Here is a 19,471-nt window from a genome sequence, read left to right on the forward strand (position 1 = left end):
AGTTATTTTGCTAAAGCCCTTGTTAGTTGAACACCACGCTATTCTTTTAAGGCACTTCCTGAGACATTGACTCTCTTTGATACAAAGAAATACACGAATACATAAACAAATAAACTTCCAATTACAAGATAGTATATTTTAGCAGTAGAAGTATAAATGAACATAGCGAAATATAGAATAAATAATTGTGCATATAATACAACCAAGACAAACTTTAAGAAAGAATCATTTATCTGGGTTTTAGAAATAGGGTAAAGTAATACACTTTGTTTAATTTCATGTTGTAAAGGAATTACTTGATATCCAGTCATAAATAAAATTAGGAGATTAAAAATCCAACCACTTGTTGGTATAGCATAATTAACAAATATGCCAATTAAAGTTAGTCTTAAATAAAGGTAAAAGTAATCATTATATCTTACAAACAAGTGTGAGTATAAATATACGAATGTGCTACTTTGACTATATGGGATACACCTTTTCAGAATCATAGTGAGCAAACGTCTATTCCGAAAAGAACGTTTAAGATTAGGAACATCCATGAAAATATTAATAAATTTAAAGTTTCTTAATAAGGCACTTTCTTCTTCAACTATTAGCCACTGCCAATTCAGATTTCTTTTTTTTCCACTAGTGTTGCATGAATAATATTTAAATTTTCAGTTTAATTATTTTCCTTATTTGGAGCCAAAAAAGGAAATACCCATACAAAGGTGGCTCTATCCATTTGGAAATTATTTTACAATTAGACTGAGGTGACACCGACAGTTTGGCTGATTAAGGAACAGCCTTTCCTTCTATTTTTCGAATCCAGATCGTAGCCGGCTTCCACAATGCTGCCTTTAAATATCGGCTAATCTGCAGAATTTTCCTCTTGCTGTCCGTCTCGATCTGCGCGAGAACATTGAGACAATAGACGATTAACGCGATGAACACCTGATTCTGTATCGCCCACTCGCTTTGGCCGTAGAACTTTTTGATGTTTAAGTGCTGCTTGATCCATTTGAAAAAAAGTTCAATGGCCCAGCGGGCCTTGTACATCTCTGAAATTTCTTCTGCGCTCAAATCAAAACGGTTTGTGATGAGGTGAAGCAGATTCCCTTTTGAATCAGCCACTTTTAGAAGACGGAAGTAATTCTCTGTACGGTTTTGTGTGCTTCCGAGCAACACCATTTGATCAGACAAAACAGATGAATCATCAGGTAATGGAAAATCACTGACTTCTCGGATCACAGCGTTTTTGCGTAGTCTAGAGAGAAAAAAGTATCCATCATCCGTCATACGGTCAAAGCGCTCGTAGTCCAGATATCCTCTGTCAAACACATACATGCATTCTTTGTCATCGACCAGAACCTCCAACTGACCTCGGTCATGTTCACTGGCTTTGGTGATGACGGCTTTTTCCGGATAGGAAGATCCCTTTTCCATGAAGACAAGACGAAGATGTAACTTTACGCCTGCTTTAGTTTTCCGAAATTTTGCCCACCGATGATTCGTCAAATTAAGTGGCAATGTACTCGAATCAATGATTTTCAAAGGCATAACCAGTTTTGTATAGTGGGTTTTGGCGTGAATCCGCCCCACTAAATCGAGGAAAAGAAGTTGAAACAGATCTGGATTTAAGCTGTTTAACCGTCGAGATAACTGAGAAATACTGATCGAATCTAGTTCAATTCCCTTTTGAAGCTGTTCGTCAAAAAGACAATCACCAAGAGCGTGCAGGCTCTCGACTTCAACTAGCTGCGCAAAGAGCAGCAGTTTCAGGAAGGACTCTGTCCTTAACTTTTTTGTATAATAGTCTAATTTCTTGATTTTCACCTGATCTTCAATTAATTGAAGATTCATGGCTGAAAACCATTGCCCAAATGAAGTTTTTCGTGTAATCTTGTCCATGCGTGTGTCCTTTTTAGTGGATTTGGACGGGTTACCACCTGACTTATCCATTATAAAGGACTTTTTCTTTGCACAAAATAAAATTAGTGAAGATTTTGAGTCTTTTTAATATTGAAATTAAATTAGTGCAACACTAGTGTTTTTTTTCCTATAAAATAAATTAAATAGACGAAATTTATACTCATTAAAACAAGCTCAAAAACCCAGTCATTTTTAAACAAAAAGTAACACATTAAATATATTGAAAAAAACCTATTTAACCTATGTAACACAAATTGTACATGGTTCTTTAACCATTGTTCAGTCCACTTCATTAAAATGTTATAAGAAACAATCCCCACTATTAAAAAGAAGACTGGAAGACTTATATTAGTTTTGTGTAAAAATAGGGATAATAAAATGGTAATCAAACTAAGCGATTTAATAAAATCAATAACAAAACTATATACAAGTGATTTAATAAAATACGACTTTAATTTCCATTCTAATGGCAACAAAAAGACTATATCTGCCCTTTTAATAAATGTACGAACTTTTGTCTGCATTAAAATGAAGGTTACAAATAGTGATAAGATTACTTCAACAGATATTTGAGGAGGTATCCACTGAAGAAATAAATTAAAATAATAAATAAAGATACTACTAATAATCAGAAAAAAATAAACAACATTCGCACCAATTATTGAATAGTATCTGAACATCTTTCTATAAAATTCCTGAACCCTTAACCCCCATAATGTTTTTATATCCATTAATACACCCATACTTTCATTGAATAATATCCTAATGGCACTATATGTATAATTCAATTAGCTAATTTTTCTTGTTGTACAATTGCACCGGTAAGTTTGAGTACATTGTTTCACAACTTACACAAAAATTAACATAAATATCCATTTTAATTTAGAAATGTTATTCCTTTAAGGCCCAGATTGCAGAACAAAATTAAAAAGCGCCCTTTAATCAAAATGATAACATGTTAATATTTTACAAGCTAGATACATGTTACAAAACTCGTCCTTTTCTGAACACGCTCCTTTTTAATTCATAAGGGGCGTTTTTTACTGTTTGTAATGTAACAAAACTCCGTCCATCAATCTATGTTCATTAACCTTATATTTAGTATCTTATGTTACAATGAAATCAAAGGAAAAATGAAGAAAGAGTGATTTTGGTGTTAATTGGATATGCACGTGTGTCAACAGGATTACAAAATTTGGATTTACAATCAGATGCTTTAACGCAACATGGTTGTACAAAAATTTTTCACGATAAAATGAGTGGAACAAAAAGACAACGCCCCGGTTTAGAAGAAGTTCTTAAGTATGCACGTAAAGGGGATACAATTGTCGTTTGGCGATTGGATCGACTAGGACGCAACATGCAAGATTTGATTCAAATTGTGAACAGCTTAAATGAACGGGAGATTGGCTTTCATAGTCTGCAAGAAAACATAACAATGGACAAAAGCAATGCTACGGGGCAATTAATGTTTCATTTGTTCGCAGCATTTGCAGAATTTGAACGTAATTTGATCGAAGAGCGCTCTGCTGCGGGACGAGCAGCTGCCAAAGCACGCGGGCGTCTAGGTGGACGCCCTGAAAAGTATGGAGCTAAAGATATTGAAATGATGAAGGCTTTAATTGAAAGTGGCACCCCGATTAAAGATGTTGCGGAAAAGTGGGGTGTGTCTCGCACAACGATTTATCGCTATTTGGAACGACAATAAATCGGAAAGGTTGATGCCTATGCAAAATGAACAGCTTCCATTAACAGCTTATTCGGAAGAACAACGGCAAGCAGCAGTAGAAAAGTATAAAATTATCTCACCCTATCTTATCAATGAAAAAACATTAACTGTCATTACAGAGGAAACCGGCATTGCAAAAAGAACGCTACAATACTGGATTCGGGACTATAAACAATTGGGCTTAAAAGGTTTAATTCGAAAAACAAGAAGCGACGATGGCAAAATACATTTGGAGCCAGAAATTGTCGTGTTAGTTGAACAATTGATATTGAAGAACAAAAGGAATTCATTAACGTCAATTCATCGAATGATCTGTGAGCAATGTCAGAAAAAAGGCTGGCAAGAACCAAGTTATTATCAAGTATATAAGATATCACAGTCCCTTTCGCCAAGCTTAAAGAAGTTAGCGCATGACGGTCAAAAAGCATACAACAATCAATATGATTTAATTCATCGAAGAGAAGCAAACTACCCCAACGAAATTTGGCAAGCTGACCATACCCCTTTAGACATTATAGTTTTAAATGAAAAAGGAAAACCAGAAAGACCTTGGCTAACAATCATTTTAGATGATTATAGCCGAGCAGTCGCTGGGTATTACTTATCTTTTGAAAACCCCTCTGCTATACATACATCTTTGGTATTACACCAAGCAATATGGAGAAAAAGTAATCCTGATTGGCAAATATGCGGTATCCCAGAGAAATTTTATACAGATCATGGAAGCGATTTTACATCCAACCATATGGAACAAGTAGCAATTGATTTAAAAATTAATCTAGTCTTTTCTGCAGTCGGTGTTCCAAGAGGGCGTGGGAAAATAGAGAGATTTTTTTTAACCATTAATCAATTATTTCTACAAGATTTACCCGGTTATTTGGGAAATCAGACTAGCACTTCACTTCTTACCATTAAAGAACTAGATGAAAGATTACAAAATTTCATTATAAGTAACTATCACCATAGGATTCATGGCACAACAAAAAAAGAGCCTATACATGCATGGAATAATTCCGGATTCCTCCCCAATATGCCCGAAAGTTTAGAAAGTCTTGATTTATTATTGTTAAACGTAGCAAAACCAAGGAAGGTGCATTCTGATGGGATTCACTTCCAGGGACTAAGATATATTGATACAAACCTTGCTGCATACGTTGGTGAATCAGTCATTATTCGTTACGATCCAAGGGATATTGCAGAGATTCGAGTGTTCTATCAAGATAAATACTTATGTACGGCTATTGCTCCTGAAATCTCCGATTATACAGTAGATTTAAAGGATATTGTTTCAGCACGAAGTAAAATAAGGAAGAATCTAAAGAAACAACTTGATTCTGGAAAAACTGTTGCAGAAGAAATTGCCTTGTCTAAGCAAAAGGATTTGGAGGAAAAGCCTAATAAATCTAATTCCAAAAAGTCAAAACTTAAGAGGTATTTCAATGAATAAAACACAAAAGTTTATTGAAACAAAAGAATATAAAAGGTTTGCCGAGTTCTGTGACGCTTGTATAAAATACAAGTACATAGGCATTTGTTATGGATTACCCGGTGTTGGAAAAACATTGTCCTCAAGGTATTATTCAAATTGGGATTCCATCGAAAAACAAATAGCTTATAAAACCGCAAAAGAAATTGGCGTAGACGCAAATGAAGAAATACTTGAAGCCAAAACAATCTTTTATACAGCCCCAGCAGTGCGAGCGACCAAAATGACTGAACAGATTAATCTTATTCAGGGTAGAATGAATATGGCAAGAACTATGTACAAAGTAATCACTTTGGGAGAAGAAGAAAAGTATTCCACTAATGATTATGAAGACATTGACTTGATTATTGTTGATGAAATTGACCGTTTAAAAATGCAAAATTTAGAACAACTTAGGGATATTTATGATAGGAATGATATAGCAATGATACTAATTGGGATGCCCGGCATTGAAAAACGACTAGCTCGGTACCCCCAACTTTACTCTAGAATTGGATTCGCTCATGAATTTGATAAACTTAGTAAAGATGAAACCCATCATATCTTGGAATATAAATGGGGAGAGTTAGGACTTTCAATAAAACTTGAAGACTTTTCCGATTATGAAGCAATAACCAGTATAATAAAAATTACCGGCGGGAACTTCAGGCTCATACAGAGACTGTTCACTCAGATTGAAAGAATACTTGAAATTAATAAGCTTGAAACAATAACAACAGAAGTTGTTGAAGCCGCACGGGATAGCTTGGTAATCGGGGTCAAGTAAATATAAAAAGCCAGCTTCCGGTTGTTCCGCAATCGGGCCATTTAATTGAGCAACATCCTTAAAGAAAATTGGATATATATGTTAAAAGTTTAGGGAAGATTGTGAAGGTTTCAACTTAATGTAACGACGCAGGAAGTGAAAGAAAGAGATGTTCATTACAACATCTCTTTTTGCTTACGCACCTATCTCCTCTGCGTGCTTCATCATTTCTTCATCTATGATTTCAATTAATTCTGGACTAGTATACATAAGTAAAACAACTTCTCTGGAGTCATCCTCAATATGAATTTCAGCTTCAATACGTATCTCAGATTTATCTCCTTTATAAATAACATCAAAGGTACCAATCTCTTTTATTTCGTTATCCTTATTCATTTTTTCTATTTGAGCTTCAATAGTAGTGATTTCCTCAGCAGTAAAACCTGAATCCAATACCGAAGATGATAATCTATTTAAAAAGGGTTGTATCTCTTCAAGGTCAAAATTCATTCCAGCTGCTAATGGTGCTTCATCCTTGATTATATTTTCCTTTTTGTTAAACATATAGATAGTACCTACAACTAAAAGTATTATAATAAGAACAACAATAAAGATTTTAATATGCACTCACACCTTTCCATTTTTCATTATAAAGCAACATTTAATTTCTACTCACTATGAAAATAATTCCAAGTTATTCAGATAGAAATAGGAACAGGTGAAAGGATACTTCTTTCACTATATAGGGTTGCTTCTTCAATAAGAAAACGTAAATAATCTTCCAAAATACCAGCTAATAGGAGCTTTTTGTTTATTCAAGAAAAGGGCGCGTTTGTGAAGTAACAAAAAGGTCCGATTTCCCAATTTTAATGCTGGGAAATCGGACCTTTTTATATTTATATATAGTGCAAAATAGCACTTAAAATGAGTGCAAAATAACTCCAAAAGTGACAATCATAGTTAAGAGTGTCTCATAAGACTTATCTCAAAAACGAGGTGAAATTTTGCAGAAAATCGGTTATGTACGCGTCAGTTCGACTAGCCAAAATCCTTCAAGGCAATTTCGGCAATTGAACGAAATTGGAATGGATATTATTTATGAAGAAAAAATTTCAGGAGCCACAAAAGATCGTGAACAACTTCAAAAAATGTTAGAGGATTTACAGGAAGGTGACATTATTTATGTTACAGATTTAACTCGGATCACTCGAAGTACGCAAGATTTATTTGAATTGATTGATTTAATACGAAATAATAAGGCAAGCTTAAAATCATTTAAGGATACATGGCTAGATTTATCAGAAGATAATCCATATAGCCAATTCTTAATTACGGTAATGGCTGGTGTTAACCAATTAGAGCGAGACCTTATTCGTATGCGTCAGCGTGAAGGAATTGAGCTCGCAAAGAAAGAAGGGAAGTTTAAAGGACGGTTAAAGAAATATCATAAAAATCACGCAGGAATGAATTATGCAGTAAAGCTATATAAAGAAGGAAATATGACTGTAAATCAAATTTGTGAAATTACAAATGTATCTAGAGCTTCTTTATATAGAAAGCTATCGGAAGGAAAAAAATAAGCATTCATTACTTATATTAAAAATTTCCGGGGATTGTGAATCACAAACGAAGGTTGTTTTTATAAAGTCATGGTCTAATTAAAACAATTGCTGTCCCAAGAGCATACTTGAGACTGAAAAGGCAGCAGCAGGTGGTAAAACATTAGAATTTTCTTTAGATAACTTTCCCATTTTGCTGTCATGGATGGACTGGAAAGTAAATTTCCCTCTATTGCTTCACAAAGTATATACCATCTTACTTCGATCGGTTTATAGTTTATAAACCAATCCCACTTGCTGCATTATCATCAAACAGACTGACCTTTTTAAAGGAAAACAAGTAAAATCAAAGGTTTTAAAAGCAAGGCAGGAAAGGGATTTGAAGCAATTTTAACTGTCAATAATGATAAGGTTAGTTTCAAATTCCACTACCTGAAGGTGTCACATTAATTTTCTACATCGGTGGAGGCGTTGCGTTACTTGTAAGTTTCATAGTGTTTTTCCTCATCACCCTGTTCACCAAGAAATAACCGGGACACAGGGACTAGGTTCGTTGCCCCAACTGAAAGATGAATCAGCACCTAAAAATTTGGGTTCCACTCATTATCTCTCTTGCATAGGATATTTTAGCAATTTGAGGAGGGATTGAGTAAAATGAATTATGTAACATATGGATACCCATATCATTATTATCACCATCATCATCACCACCACCCATATTACACGCATGTTCCTATGCCTTACTACTATTGGGGATACCATTACCCACATATGGAAAGGGAAGTACGCCAGTTCACTGATCAAGGTAAGCAGCCATTTGTAATCAATATCAATGAAGCTACAAAGCAAAACAATAATTTTCGCACTGCGATTTGGACAGGAACTTACCTACAGCTAACATTAATGAGTTTGCAACCTGGGGAAGATATCGGTTTAGAAATACATCCTGATGTGGACCAATTCCTACGTGTTGAACAAGGCGATGGAATTGTTCAAATGGGGAAAAACAGAAATCAGTTAGACTTTGTAAGACAAATTACTGACGACTCAGCCATTTTTGTTCCAGCAGGGTATTGGCACAACCTAACAAATACAGGAAATATCCCATTAAAACTTTATTCAATCTATGCACCACCAAATCATCCATTCGGAACCGTCCATAAAACAAAAGCAGATGCGATGGAAGCTGAACACGAACACTAAGCTGTCGACTCTAATGATGGACAAAGTGGGTCAAGGGACCCTATCTCGAGATCTGGCAAAGAATAGCTCAGCATAGTTTTGTAGTTTTTTTAGGTGAAAGTACAAAAAAAGATAGCGACTAATCGCTACCGTTTAACTTTCCTTTTTTATTTTTCTAATAATAAATAGGGTAATTATCGAAATGATCACTGTAAGAATGGAAATGAAAAAAGATATGTTTAACATGAAAGATACCTCCAATCTTGTCCATTTTGTTTATATAAGTTATTATATGAATATAATAATGATGGATGGGAAAGGGGAGTATATCCCCTAACCCATTGCTGTGATTCAGAACTCTCATTCTTCTTGGCTGTTGGATGAGGGTTCTTTTTCTCTACTCTTCTTTACTAACAATACTGTCGTCAAATTTATTATTGCGATAGGTAAGGTTAACTATCGAAGAGAGAAGAACTATCACATTCTCCATCATTACCACCCCCTTCTTTCGGGGGATTGAAGGTGTTCTGTATCTCACCTTCTATAACCATTAGCGCTTTCGTCCCAATACCCATTAATCGGAATAGGTATACCACGAAAATTAACTGTACCTACTACTTTGTTGTCTACAATGGAATCAATGGTAAGTATACCTCTAATAATGGATCTCCCCGCAATAGAAGCATCAATCCCCCATACGGATGGAAAGGGGATACTAACTTTGAAGGAACTCACACAAATGGCTCGGGAAAAAATAGAGGAGCAAATCCGCAAAACGTATCAAACTGCTTTTAAAGAGGGTATAGATATTTACAATTTGGGCGAATCTTTGTATCGCAAACATCCACATCAATGGAAGAGCATTGCCACAGGAAAACGGCAACTCGTTTTAAACCAAGATTCCCTGCGCCATGTTAAGGTTGAGGTGAATATTGTTTACCCTGGAAGATATAAATTACATGAACATGGTGAATCCACCTCGTGATTCTGGCAAGTGAAATTATTAACTCACCTTGCTTCTTCTGCTTAGCGTTGGGGAAGCAAGGTTTTTGTTTCCAAAAAAATAGTTTAACGTTGTAAATCCGCATTTTCCTGACGGAACCCCTCTTAGGACTATCTGTACTATCCTCTTCCATTTTTGTAGTTGTTTCTTCCATTTTTTGGGAAACTTTATCGATTTTTTCAGTTGCCGTTTCTAGTTTTTTATTCGCATTAATAATTATGGGAGTTAGAGTCTTCTTTAAAAACACAATTATTAATTGAATCGTAGCAATTGTAATTTTAAACAGAGCACTTGATATTTTCCAAATAGAATAAATTAGGAACTCTAAAAATGAAATAAGTAATAAAAGAAAACGATTGTCGGTGGTGGATTGTTTAAAACTTTTTAAAGCTTTTATACCTTCAGGAAAAACATTTGGAAATAGTTTATCAATACTTCCAATTAAGGAGATTAATCCAAATAATACCCACACTAATATTTTGGCAGAATTTAAAAAATGACCAATACTCTTCAAAGTATCCATCATAAATCCATTCCTTTATCTAAAATATTCATCAAAACTAGGATAATATTACTGATGTAATAGTACTATAATTCTTTCGTTTTTAATAGATAGTTTTTAAGAAGTTCTACAGAATTAACTTCAAAAAACAATCATGATCTTTCGCTCTTAACCCAGGAATGAAAATTGGTTCCCCACTCCATAATGTAGATACCACAAACAGTGAGTATATGACGTGGCTCTTATTGGTGGTCTTACCCTGTACAAAAAACTGTTGGAATGAATTTGGTGCACAACCCATTGTTAGCTCTCTCCTATGAGAGATGACTACGAACAGAAAAATGCTTAATTTCAAATTCATTCCACTGTTTGTGGAATATAATTCTGGAAGGTTGAACAAATGGAAACATTGTACAAACGGTGTGCTGGCTTGGATGTTCACTCAGAGACTATTGTAGCCTGTGTCCTAATGGGTGAATCAGAGGCAGACCTGGTAAAAGAAACTGAAACATTTCCTACTATGACTAAAGACTTGTTTCGGCTTCTAAAGTGGTTAGAAGAAAAACAGGTAACTCATATTGCGATGGAAAGCACTGGCGTTTACTGGAAACCTGTTTATAACATCTTAGAAGATTTTTTTGATATTACCTTGGCAAACGCACAAAGAATCAAAAACGTTCCCGGTAGAAAGACAGATGTGTCAGATGCAGAATGGATTGCCAAATTATTAAGACATGGATTAATAGAGAAGAGCTTTGTTCCTCCAGAGGACATAAGAAATCTAAGGGATCTAACTCGTCTCCGCAAGAAATGGATTGGTCATATGACATCTGAAAAGAATCGAATCCAAAAGGTACTTGAGACTTCAAATATCAAATTAAGTACAGTAATTTCAGATGTATTTGGAGTTTCCGGCAGGAAACTTTTAGAACAACTAATGTCTAATGGTTACTTAGATCAAAAAGACGTTGAACAAAGAATTCATGGTCGAATGGCTCATAAAAAACAGTCAATTACGGACTCCTTGTTTGGTACGATAAATGACCACCAATTATTTCTTATCAAACAATCTTGGATGCACATTGTCTATCTAGAAGAGTTAATATCAGATATTGAAAAAAGGATAGATGAAATCTTAAAAGACTACAAAGAAGAAGTGGATATCATTGTCACGATGACAGGTATTAAAAAAGATACAGCAGCTACAATAATTGCAGAAATCGGAGTAAATATGGAACAATTTCCTACTTCCAAACATATTGCTTCCTGGGCAGGACTATCACCAGGAAATCATGAAAGTGCAGGGAAAAGAAAAAGCACACGGACGGTGAAAGGAAACCCTCATATTAAGTCAGCACTTTGCGAAGCTGCGTGGGCAGCATCACGAAGTAAAAACACCAGGTTATCCGCTAAATATTGGTCACTAGCTGCAAGAAGAGGAAAGAAAAAAGCACTCGTTGCCATTGGACATCGAATGCTTACAATCATCTATCACATGCTAAAGAACAAAGAACCCTACCATGAGTCAACATAAATTAGCAGTATAGACAAAAGTTAAAAAAGATATTCGAGATACCATAAATTTAGGTACCTCTGCTTTCCTATTGCAAAAATTGCATTAATAATATCATTAACACAACTGATCTTGTTTAAACCCATATTTATTTTCACAGAAAAAGAAAATAAATATAGCCCTTAAAAAACTCTAGCTCTAGCAGGACTTTTAATAAACTCTCTCCTGAAGGAGGCCTACCATCAGGAGAGAGAGCATTATGACATGTCGCCCCTGCTTTTCTCTGTCCAACATTTCCACAAAGGGAAAGCATGAGCTTATGACGTGAAAGCCGGGAAAAATAGAAGCTTACGCGTCATAAGAAGAGGTTTATGACATGAAAGCCGAGAAAAATAGAAGCATCTGTGTCATAAGAAGAGGTTTATGACATGAAAGCCGAGAAAAATAGAAGCATCTGTGTTAAGAAGAGTTTTATGACGCGAGAGCTATAAAAACAGAAACGCTCGCGTCATAAAACTTTTTCGAGGAGTCCATACGTCGCTAAACGGGCCCTTTCGCTTTTCGTTGTCCAGCTCCGCCTCCTTGACCCTCGAGGTCATAAGCCAACTCGCTCCAGAAGGCAGGACTTCCTGCGCGATTCGTCTTTTCCCAGACCCCCCTGACCAAGATGCCTCCGCTTTTCTTTTTGCAAATAAGGTCAATAAATTAAATAAATCCCGTTATAGGATATTTCTCTGAATCTAGTATGATAGTAGTATCGTAAGCGATTACACCTAAAGGAGCGTTGAGGATGAACAAGTACAGTATTGCTGTTGATATTGGTGCTTCAAGTGGAAGATTAATGTTAGGCCATAGAGAAAATGGACAATTACAGTTAAGCGAATTATATCGATTTGAGAATCAAATCGTACAAAAAGGCAATCATTTTTGCTGGGAGCTTGATCGACTGTTTGATGAAATCAAAACAGGATTAAAAAAGTGCCGTGAACTTGGTATCCAACCAGATAGCATCGGGATTGACACATGGGCGGTAGATTTTGTCTTACTAGATGAAAATGACCAGCCGCTAACGGAGGCCGTATCCTACCGTGATCCACGAACCGATGGCATGATGGAAGAGGTATTCGAGCTCATCTCCAAGGAACGCCTTTACCTAGAAACAGGCATCCAATTTCAAAAGTTCAACACGATTTATCAGTTATATTCCTTGAAAAAAAATCATCCTGACATCTTAGCAAAAGCAAAATCCTTTTTAATGATTCCGGATTATTTGAACTTTTTACTAACAGGGAAAAAATCGAACGAATATACAAACGCAACATCCACACAGCTAGTCAATGCATTTACGAAAAAATGGGATTACGAGCTGCTAGATATATTAGGCATAAATAAGGACATGTTCCATGAAATACAGATGCCAAAGACGATTCTAGGGAACTTGAAGGAAGAGCTAGTAACGGAGCTTGGCTTTGATATGAACGTGATTCTCCCTGCCACACATGATACCGGATCGGCGGTTTATCGCTTCCGTTTCTTGAAAAATATTATGGGGCTTTGGATGATTCAAGAGGTTAAGCGAAATTACAATCACGAGTACTCGTTCGCTAGACTGGTAGAACTAGCGGAAGAGGCGGGAGACTTCCGTGCAATCGTTAACGTCAACGATGATCGATTCTTAAAGCCGGACAACATGATCCAAGAAATCATGAATTATTGCATCGAGACGGGACAAAGTGTTCCAAGTACACCTGGGGAAGTGGCGAAATGTGTGTATGATAGTTTAGCCGCTAGCTATAAAGAAACCATCGGAGAAATTGAAAGCATCTTTGAGAAGTCATTTGACAAGATCAATGTTATCGGTGGTGGCTGTCAAAATGAAATGCTGAATCAGCTTGTGGCGGATGTGACAAACAAAGAAGTGCTCGCTGGTCCGATTGAAGCCACAGCTATTGGGAATATCGTAGCTCAATTGATGGCATTAGGTGAAATTACGGATCTAGAGGAAGCACGTTCTGTCATCAAACAATCTTTTGAAGTAAAAAAATACGAACCTATTAAATCAGTAGCCAACTCATAATCGGAGAGGAAGAATATCATGACGATTAAGGAAAACTTTGAATTAGCAAAGCAAGCATACTCAAAATGGGGAATCGATGTAGAAGACGTATTACAAAAACTAAAATCAGTACCTATTTCTATCCACTGCTGGCAAGGCGATGATGTAGCAGGTTTTGAAGTGAATCCTAGCGAACTTTCTGGTGGAATTGATGTAACTGGAAACTACCCTGGAAAGGCAACGACACCTGAGCAATTGCGTAGCGACTTAGAAAAAGCACTTTCTCTTATTCCAGGTAAGCACCGTGTGAATCTTCATGCGATCTACGCAGAAACCAACGGGGAAGTAGTGGAACGTGATCAGCTAGAGCCGAAGCATTTTGAAAATTGGGTAGCTTGGGCGAAGGAACAAGGATTAGGGCTAGATTATAATCCAACCCTTTTCTCCCATCCAAAAGCATCAGATGGATTAACGCTTTCACATCCAGATGAAGAGATTCGTGAGTTTTGGATTAATCACTGTATTGGAAGTAGAAAAATCGGAGAGTATTTCGGAAAAGAACTCGGAACACCAGCATTAACAAACATTTGGATTCCAGATGGCTATAAGGATATCCCAAGTGATCGACTGACTCCAAGACAACGTTTAAAAGATTCTTTAGATAAAATTTTCGCTGTTCCTGTTGATGAGTCATACAATCTGGATGCGGTAGAAAGCAAAGTATTTGGAATTGGTTCTGAATCGTATGTGGTTGGTTCTCACGAATTCTATTTAGGCTATGCATTAAAGAACGATAAAATCTGCTTACTAGATACAGGACACTATCATCCAACAGAAACGGTATCAAACAAAATTTCTTCAATGCTTTTATATAGTGATAAGGTAGCTCTTCATGTATCAAGACCGGTACGCTGGGATAGTGACCATGTGGTAATTTTAGATGATGAACTAAAAGAAATAGCCCTTGAAGTGGTACGTAACGATGCACTGAATCGAGTCATCATCGGTCTTGATTTCTTTGATGCCAGTATCAACCGTGTAGCGGCTTGGACAATCGGTACAAGAAACATGGTGAAGGCATTGTTATACGCGATGCTTGTGCCAAACGAAAAATTAAAACAACTTCAAGAAGAAGGCAATTTTACCGAAAGACTAGCATTAATGGAAGAATTCAAAACCTATCCGTTCGGAGCGATTTGGGATTACTATTGTGAACAAATGGGTGTGCCTGTAAAAGAGGCTTGGTTAGAAGAAGTAAAAGCCTACGAAAAAGAAGTATTATCAAAAAGATAACAAAAAAGATAAGTAGATCTTCCTTTATAGGGTCTACTATCTTTTTGTTTTTCAAAGAATATGCTATAATTTAACATGAAATTAACATAAAAATAAAAATAAACAAATATAAATCAACGTTCAATAGGGGAAGGGTGTACGTCAGTGCTAGTAGCTGAAAGGCAGAGGAAAATTGTTGATCTAGTCAATGAACGTTTAAGTATTCGAGTGTCCGAACTGAGCAAAATTTTTTCAGTGACGGAAGAAACCATTCGGAGAGATCTTGAAAAATTAGAAAAAGATGGCTTGCTCGAAAGAAGTCATGGCGGTGCCGTGAGTATTGAAAAGGAAGACAATGAAGTTTCTTATGTGGAAAGAGAAATTACAAGGGCGGCTGAGAAGCGTGCCATCGCATTAGAAGCGGTGAAAATGGTGGAACCGGGGGACCAGATCGTTCTTGATGCGAGCACAACCGCTTGGTATATGGCGAAAGAGCTTCCAGACATGCCGTTAACGGTATTAACAAACTCGATCAAAGTAGCCTTAGAGCTTAGTAAAAAGGAACAAATCCGAGTCATCTCAACGGGTGGAAACCTGATGTCGATTTCTCTTTCGTATGTAGGCCCTCTAGCAGAACGTTCCTTGAAGATGTACCATGTGAATAAAATGTTCTTTTCATGTAAGGCGATTCATCCAGATGGTGGACTTAGTGATACGAATGAATTGCAAGCGTTATTAAAAAAGGATATGATCCAGATTGCCGATAAAGTAATCTTAATGGCGGATTCAAGCAAGTTTGGAAAAAGAGCGTTCTCACAGATAAACTCCTTATCAGCCGTGCATTGCATTATTACGGATTCAAACATGGATGATCGGACAAGAGAAAGGCTTGAGGAAAAGGAAGTTAAATTACTATTTGTGGATATTTAAGATGGAAACAGACCAAGTTAGGTCTGTTTTTTAATTATTAACAGAATCAAACAAAATGCCTTTGTGTCTAAAATGTTAAAGATCAAATATAAACACAAATGCATATCTGCATTTGTGTTGGTTATATTAGAACAGGGGAGTAAGATAATTATTTAAGAGATCAAACGGAAAGGTATCATGAAAACCTTTTCGTATTGTTAAAAACTCCTATGTAAAGAAGTGAACAAATTATTGAAGGAGGAAATAAAGATGAGCAATGTGCTGATGAGGTGATTGAAGTGATTGACATGTTTAAGAAATTGCTGCTCCTGTAGTGTTGAGTTAGCAGGTATATAATTACACAAAAAAACAGCGTGAGAATGGTCTTACGCTGTTTTTCTTTTAAACAAGGGATATTCAAGTTTGTTTTGAAGGGAAACACAATTTCATACTAGCGTGTCGGTCCAAATTCCCACTGGATTTAGACTCCCAAAGGTAATTTCTTGTTAGGTTTGTCCGAATTCCCATTGGATTCGGACACCTAGGAGCGATTTCGAGTCAAGTTCTGTCGGAATTCCCTCAGGATTTGGACAACCAAAGACAGTTTCTTGTTAGGTCTGTCTGAATAACCTCTGGATTCGAACTCCAAAGAGCACTTTCGTTCAAGTCCTGTCCGAATTCCCTTAGGATTTGGACAACCAAAGACAGTTTTCTTGTTAGGTTTGTCCGAATTCCCTTAGGATTCGGACAGCTAGGAGCGAATTCGAGTCAAGTCCTGTCCGAATTCCCTTAGGATTTAGACTCCCAAAGGTAATTTCTTGTTAGGTCTGTCCGAATAACCTTTGGATTCGAACTCCAAAGAGAGCTTTCGTTCAAGTCCTGTCCAAATCTCCCCAAGAATTCGGATTAACCAATTCTATCAAAAGGGCTACTCCTTTAATGAGTCATTAAGATTGTTCCCATCACGACTTTCAAAATCTGACTGGTCATCTGCTTCCGTTCCCTCAACCATCTGGTTACCAATCGCACCGCCTGAAACACCGCCTATCACAGCACCAACTAGGCCAAATGGAGCGCCGATCATCGCACCGGCAACGGCTCCATTCAGTGTTCCTGTTGTTTCACTTGAGTCACTGGGATTTTGATTGTTGTCCACTTCTTCTACATTTTCATCACCGAAGTTATTGCGCTCGTTACTCTGATTCATCTACTCACTTCCTTATTGATTAATTATGTAGGCACACCATCCTAACCATATACTACCCAGCCGAAAGAGTTTTACTCTCCATGTTTAGGGGTGGATTTCTAGTTTTATTAATTGAATTTTTACTTTAATAAGTTTGATGGATTTTTAATTTTAATAGAAAATACTTCTCCACAATTCAGGCATACTGTGTAAATTTTTTCTGATCCTATTTTTAACTTTGAGTTCAATGGACGAAGGTTTATATAGTCGGTTGCTTCAACGAAATTAGTTCCTTTACAATATAAGCATATTTGTTCTTTCATATATATCACCTCAGTAATGGAATACGGTATGAAAGGAAAATGGTTTCATTTTTATTTTGTGGACAATTCAGTGAAAGAAAAAAGACCTCATTTTACCAAGAGGTCTCAAAAAAACATAATGAAGTTGGATGAAATGGGATCAGTTCATAGATAAGGCTCAATGTCTTATATAGCAATACTTAATCCGCTTTTTCGTTCGGGAACGTTTGTTAATCTATAAACCTAATGTTTTATTCGGTACTTTAATTTTGAACGTAATATGGTCATTTTTTAAATCAAAACTTTGTACCTTTACTTTAAAGTTACTTTTCACTTCCATTTGTGTTACGCCAATATAGATCAGTTGATTTTTAGGGTCAATGTTAACCCATTCAGGTGTATCTAATTCTTTCTTCACATATTCAAGAATCTTTTTTTCTGGCAGTCCCAATAATCCAAGTGACATATCAGAAGCATACAACACAAGGTCGCCGTTTTCTTGTACCGAGGGTTCTAATGTGATAGATATGGGGATGTCGGTCTGAAAGGCTTCGATTGAACCTAATAATTGGACATTTTCATCAAATTTAACTGTATATTTATCATCTTTATCTTTCATATAATTATCTACATATTGATTCACTAGTTCATCCAAATTTTGCTTACTCGAAGAAATCGTAAATTCGGCCCCGGGTTCCTCTTCAAGTAATTCTTCTTTAGATATTTCTGTATCAGATACGGGCCATAGTAGAAAAATGAAGAAAAATAAAACAAAGCATACATTCGCTCCAACTATACCTAAAAATAATTGTTTCCATGACGGTTTTGTTTTTAGTTGTATTTCCATCCCATTTCACCTTCTATTCGATATCCTCATGTGGTAACTCAGTTTCTTCATAATATTCATTTAGATACTCGAGAACGCGCTTGGCCATTAATTTATACCCACTCGTATTCGGGTGGAAATTATCATCAGCTAACAGGTTGGTAGTAGAATTAGAGAATAAGTCTTCTGTAGGGATATAGTACACATTCTCAAACTCTTCTGTAACTAATTCACCGGCTTGATTCCAATCATTCATAATCATGTCTAGCTGTTCAATATCACCAAAGTAACGCTCGAATGGATTATAAAATCCAATCAAATAAATTTGAGTATCTGGATTTAGTTCACTTATTTTATGGAAAATAGCAGTTAATCTCTCAACATAGCTAACCTTTTCTTCTTGAAAGGGCTCTATATTAAGGTTTGTATAATTACTTCTAACTACTTTCATAATATCATTTGCACCGATGGTGATTAAAACGATATCAGCATCTTTTATAGCGGATACAATCTCTTCATTTTCCAACCTTTTTAACAATTGATCCGTTCGATTCCCTCTTTTTCCAAAGTTTTCGATGGTAATATTCATGTTTTGATCTTCGAATGTGTGGTTTAAAATACCAACATAACCGCCACTCTCTGTTTCATCCCCGACTCCCTGAGTGAGTGAATCTCCAATAGAAACGATTTTTTTATCATGACTAAAGAAATTTATTGTACCCTCGATCATTTCTCTGACTTTTTCTTTAATGGCCTCTGCTACTGGTTTATCATTAATGACGGTTGCTTCTTCTTCCTCGGCTTTAGTATCAACAGAAAGGCTAACGGATTCGTTAGTCACATTTGATGCAACACTCACAGGTTCTTCTTTCTGTTGACTAAAAGACGGTAGAAAAAAATAAAGAAGGAAACAAGCAAAAATAACACTAGAAGTACTGATCCATACCTTCTTTTTCTTCAAGTAATCCTCACCACCCGTTTTATAGTAATATCGGTGTCTCCTACATCTTATCAAGCCAACAAGTCATTTTACCATTCATTGACTAGTAAAATAATAGATTTATATATTTTTGTCACTTTCTTAAGGTATTAAATATTGGTAAATTCTTATTGAAAACTCCCCCACAATATTCAACTAATATCCTTAGTTCCACTTTTTTAAACACGGTGTCTAATATAAGTAAGCTGTATAGGAAATATCACCATTTCTAATTAATACATCTTATGTCGATAGTATGACAAATGGAAAAAGGTCAACCAGAAATTCTGGTGACCTTATTAACCAAG

At 36.1% G+C, this 19,471-nt stretch carries 19 protein-coding genes and 1 pseudogene; 11 read left to right on the forward strand and 9 right to left on the reverse strand.

Annotated features, from left to right (window positions below; all coding sequences use genetic code 11):
• Positions 1–38 precede the first annotated feature (38 nt).
• The 3 genes and pseudogenes from MKX65_RS27005 to MKX65_RS27010 form a co-directional block, all read right to left on the reverse strand.
• Positions 39–635 (reverse strand): annotated as a pseudogene (locus MKX65_RS27005) (ABC transporter permease); the annotation flags it as partial.
• A gap of 142 nt (positions 636–777) precedes the next feature.
• Positions 778–1,893 (reverse strand): IS4 family transposase, encoded by a 1,116-nt coding sequence (locus MKX65_RS03090; protein ID WP_160549960.1) that lies wholly within the window; start codon positions 1,891–1,893, stop codon positions 778–780.
• A gap of 122 nt (positions 1,894–2,015) precedes the next feature.
• Positions 2,016–2,657, reverse strand: a complete 642-nt coding sequence (locus MKX65_RS27010) for an ABC transporter permease (protein WP_445677901.1) — start codon at positions 2,655–2,657, stop codon at positions 2,016–2,018.
• Between the two features lie 410 nt (positions 2,658–3,067).
• On the opposite strand from MKX65_RS27010, the gene MKX65_RS03095 reads away from it, so the two are divergent.
• Genes MKX65_RS03095 through MKX65_RS03105 form a run of 3 tightly spaced genes read left to right on the forward strand, consistent with a single transcriptional unit; the run spans position 3,068 to position 5,895 of the window.
• On the forward strand, positions 3,068–3,622 hold the full coding sequence (locus tag MKX65_RS03095; protein WP_076513872.1) for a recombinase family protein: 555 nt from the start codon (positions 3,068–3,070) through the stop codon (positions 3,620–3,622).
• Between the two features lie 19 nt (positions 3,623–3,641).
• Positions 3,642–5,090, forward strand: a complete 1,449-nt coding sequence (locus MKX65_RS03100) for a Mu transposase C-terminal domain-containing protein (protein WP_076513870.1) — start codon at positions 3,642–3,644, stop codon at positions 5,088–5,090.
• Positions 5,083–5,895: an AAA family ATPase gene (locus MKX65_RS03105; RefSeq protein WP_076513869.1), complete on the forward strand. Its 813-nt coding sequence runs from the start codon at positions 5,083–5,085 to the stop codon at positions 5,893–5,895. Before MKX65_RS03100 ends, MKX65_RS03105 begins: the two co-directional genes overlap by 8 nt.
• A 174-nt stretch (positions 5,896–6,069) precedes the next feature.
• Here the strand turns inward: MKX65_RS03105 and MKX65_RS03110 are convergent, their stop codons facing one another.
• Positions 6,070–6,501 carry a hypothetical protein gene (locus MKX65_RS03110; protein WP_083686585.1) on the reverse strand — a complete coding sequence of 144 codons (432 nt, stop codon included), beginning with the start codon at positions 6,499–6,501 and terminating at the stop codon, positions 6,070–6,072.
• A gap of 377 nt (positions 6,502–6,878) precedes the next feature.
• Here MKX65_RS03110 and MKX65_RS03115 point away from each other — a divergent pair, with 377 nt between their 5' ends.
• The 3 genes from MKX65_RS03115 to MKX65_RS03125 all read left to right on the forward strand — a co-directional run bounded on the left by MKX65_RS03115 (position 6,879) and on the right by MKX65_RS03125 (position 8,636).
• Complete coding sequence (locus MKX65_RS03115) at positions 6,879–7,454, forward strand: recombinase family protein (protein WP_340902266.1); 576 nt, start codon at positions 6,879–6,881, stop codon at positions 7,452–7,454.
• 324 nt (positions 7,455–7,778) lie between these two features.
• Positions 7,779–7,883: a topoisomerase C-terminal repeat-containing protein gene (locus tag MKX65_RS03120; protein ID WP_340906145.1), complete on the forward strand. Its 105-nt coding sequence runs from the start codon at positions 7,779–7,781 to the stop codon at positions 7,881–7,883.
• A 204-nt stretch (positions 7,884–8,087) separates the two neighbouring features.
• Complete coding sequence (locus MKX65_RS03125; protein ID WP_340902267.1) at positions 8,088–8,636, forward strand: cupin domain-containing protein; 549 nt, start codon at positions 8,088–8,090, stop codon at positions 8,634–8,636.
• Positions 8,637–9,149: 513 nt separating this feature from the next.
• On the opposite strand, the gene MKX65_RS03130 is transcribed toward MKX65_RS03125, so the two are convergent.
• Positions 9,150–9,350 carry a hypothetical protein gene (locus MKX65_RS03130; protein ID WP_340906378.1) on the reverse strand — a complete coding sequence of 67 codons (201 nt, stop codon included), beginning with the start codon at positions 9,348–9,350 and terminating at the stop codon, positions 9,150–9,152.
• A 4-nt stretch (positions 9,351–9,354) separates the two neighbouring features.
• On the opposite strand from MKX65_RS03130, the gene MKX65_RS03135 reads away from it, so the two are divergent.
• Complete coding sequence (locus tag MKX65_RS03135) at positions 9,355–9,600, forward strand: Ger(x)C family spore germination C-terminal domain-containing protein (protein WP_340906146.1); 246 nt, start codon at positions 9,355–9,357, stop codon at positions 9,598–9,600.
• Here MKX65_RS03135 and MKX65_RS03140 read toward each other — a convergent pair.
• On the reverse strand, positions 9,530–10,144 hold the full coding sequence (locus MKX65_RS03140) for a hypothetical protein (protein ID WP_340902268.1): 615 nt from the start codon (positions 10,142–10,144) through the stop codon (positions 9,530–9,532). The genes MKX65_RS03135 and MKX65_RS03140 overlap by 71 nt on opposite strands.
• 376 nt (positions 10,145–10,520) lie before the next feature.
• Here MKX65_RS03140 and MKX65_RS03145 point away from each other — a divergent pair, with 376 nt between their 5' ends.
• The 4 genes from MKX65_RS03145 (at position 10,521) to MKX65_RS03160 (ending at position 15,891) form a co-directional block, all read left to right on the forward strand.
• Positions 10,521–11,654, forward strand: a complete 1,134-nt coding sequence (locus tag MKX65_RS03145; protein WP_160549954.1) for an IS110 family transposase — start codon at positions 10,521–10,523, stop codon at positions 11,652–11,654.
• A 769-nt stretch (positions 11,655–12,423) separates the two neighbouring features.
• Positions 12,424–13,710, forward strand: a complete 1,287-nt coding sequence (locus MKX65_RS03150; RefSeq protein ID WP_340902269.1) for a rhamnulokinase — start codon at positions 12,424–12,426, stop codon at positions 13,708–13,710.
• A gap of 18 nt (positions 13,711–13,728) precedes the next feature.
• Complete coding sequence (gene rhaA, locus MKX65_RS03155; RefSeq protein ID WP_160547296.1) at positions 13,729–14,982, forward strand: L-rhamnose isomerase; 1,254 nt, start codon at positions 13,729–13,731, stop codon at positions 14,980–14,982.
• A 144-nt stretch (positions 14,983–15,126) separates the two neighbouring features.
• Positions 15,127–15,891 (forward strand): DeoR/GlpR family DNA-binding transcription regulator, encoded by a 765-nt coding sequence (locus MKX65_RS03160; RefSeq protein ID WP_340902277.1) that lies wholly within the window; start codon positions 15,127–15,129, stop codon positions 15,889–15,891.
• 907 nt (positions 15,892–16,798) lie between these two features.
• Here the strand turns inward: MKX65_RS03160 and MKX65_RS03165 are convergent.
• From MKX65_RS03165 to MKX65_RS03175, 3 genes are all read right to left on the reverse strand, one after another.
• Positions 16,799–17,077 carry a glycine zipper family protein gene (locus MKX65_RS03165; protein WP_340902278.1) on the reverse strand — a complete coding sequence of 93 codons (279 nt, stop codon included), beginning with the start codon at positions 17,075–17,077 and terminating at the stop codon, positions 16,799–16,801.
• Between the two features lie 516 nt (positions 17,078–17,593).
• Entirely contained in the window at positions 17,594–18,205 is a 612-nt protein-coding gene (locus MKX65_RS03170; RefSeq protein ID WP_340902279.1) for a YpmS family protein, read from the reverse strand.
• A 13-nt stretch (positions 18,206–18,218) separates the two neighbouring features.
• Positions 18,219–19,145 carry an SGNH/GDSL hydrolase family protein gene (locus MKX65_RS03175; RefSeq protein ID WP_340902280.1) on the reverse strand — a complete coding sequence of 309 codons (927 nt, stop codon included), beginning with the start codon at positions 19,143–19,145 and terminating at the stop codon, positions 18,219–18,221.
• Between the last annotated feature and the right edge of the window lie 326 nt (positions 19,146–19,471).

This window comes from Robertmurraya sp. FSL R5-0851 (assembly GCF_038002965.1).
GTDB lineage: Bacteria > Bacillota > Bacilli > Bacillales > Cytobacillaceae > Robertmurraya_A > Robertmurraya_A beringensis.

Bases quoted from the DNA above. Each gene is read 5' to 3' on its own strand.
- MKX65_RS03090 (WP_160549960.1), bottom strand. From the start codon at position 1,893: ATGGACAAGATTACACGAAAAACTTCATTTGGGCAATGGTTTTCAGCC.
- MKX65_RS03165 (WP_340902278.1), bottom strand. From the start codon at position 17,077: ATGAATCAGAGTAACGAGCGCAATAACTTCGGTGATGAAAATGTAGAA.
- MKX65_RS03170 (WP_340902279.1), bottom strand. From the start codon at position 18,205: ATGGAAATACAACTAAAAACAAAACCGTCATGGAAACAATTATTTTTA.
- MKX65_RS03140 (WP_340902268.1), bottom strand. From the start codon at position 10,144: ATGATGGATACTTTGAAGAGTATTGGTCATTTTTTAAATTCTGCCAAA.
- MKX65_RS03105 (WP_076513869.1), top strand. From the start codon at position 5,083: ATGAATAAAACACAAAAGTTTATTGAAACAAAAGAATATAAAAGGTTT.
- MKX65_RS03100 (WP_076513870.1), top strand. From the start codon at position 3,642: ATGCAAAATGAACAGCTTCCATTAACAGCTTATTCGGAAGAACAACGG.
- rhaA (WP_160547296.1), top strand. From the start codon at position 13,729: ATGACGATTAAGGAAAACTTTGAATTAGCAAAGCAAGCATACTCAAAA.
- MKX65_RS03125 (WP_340902267.1), top strand. From the start codon at position 8,088: ATGAATTATGTAACATATGGATACCCATATCATTATTATCACCATCAT.
- MKX65_RS03135 (WP_340906146.1), top strand. From the start codon at position 9,355: ATGGCTCGGGAAAAAATAGAGGAGCAAATCCGCAAAACGTATCAAACT.
- MKX65_RS27010 (WP_445677901.1), bottom strand. From the start codon at position 2,657: ATGGGTGTATTAATGGATATAAAAACATTATGGGGGTTAAGGGTTCAG.
- MKX65_RS03145 (WP_160549954.1), top strand. From the start codon at position 10,521: ATGGAAACATTGTACAAACGGTGTGCTGGCTTGGATGTTCACTCAGAG.
- MKX65_RS03150 (WP_340902269.1), top strand. From the start codon at position 12,424: ATGAACAAGTACAGTATTGCTGTTGATATTGGTGCTTCAAGTGGAAGA.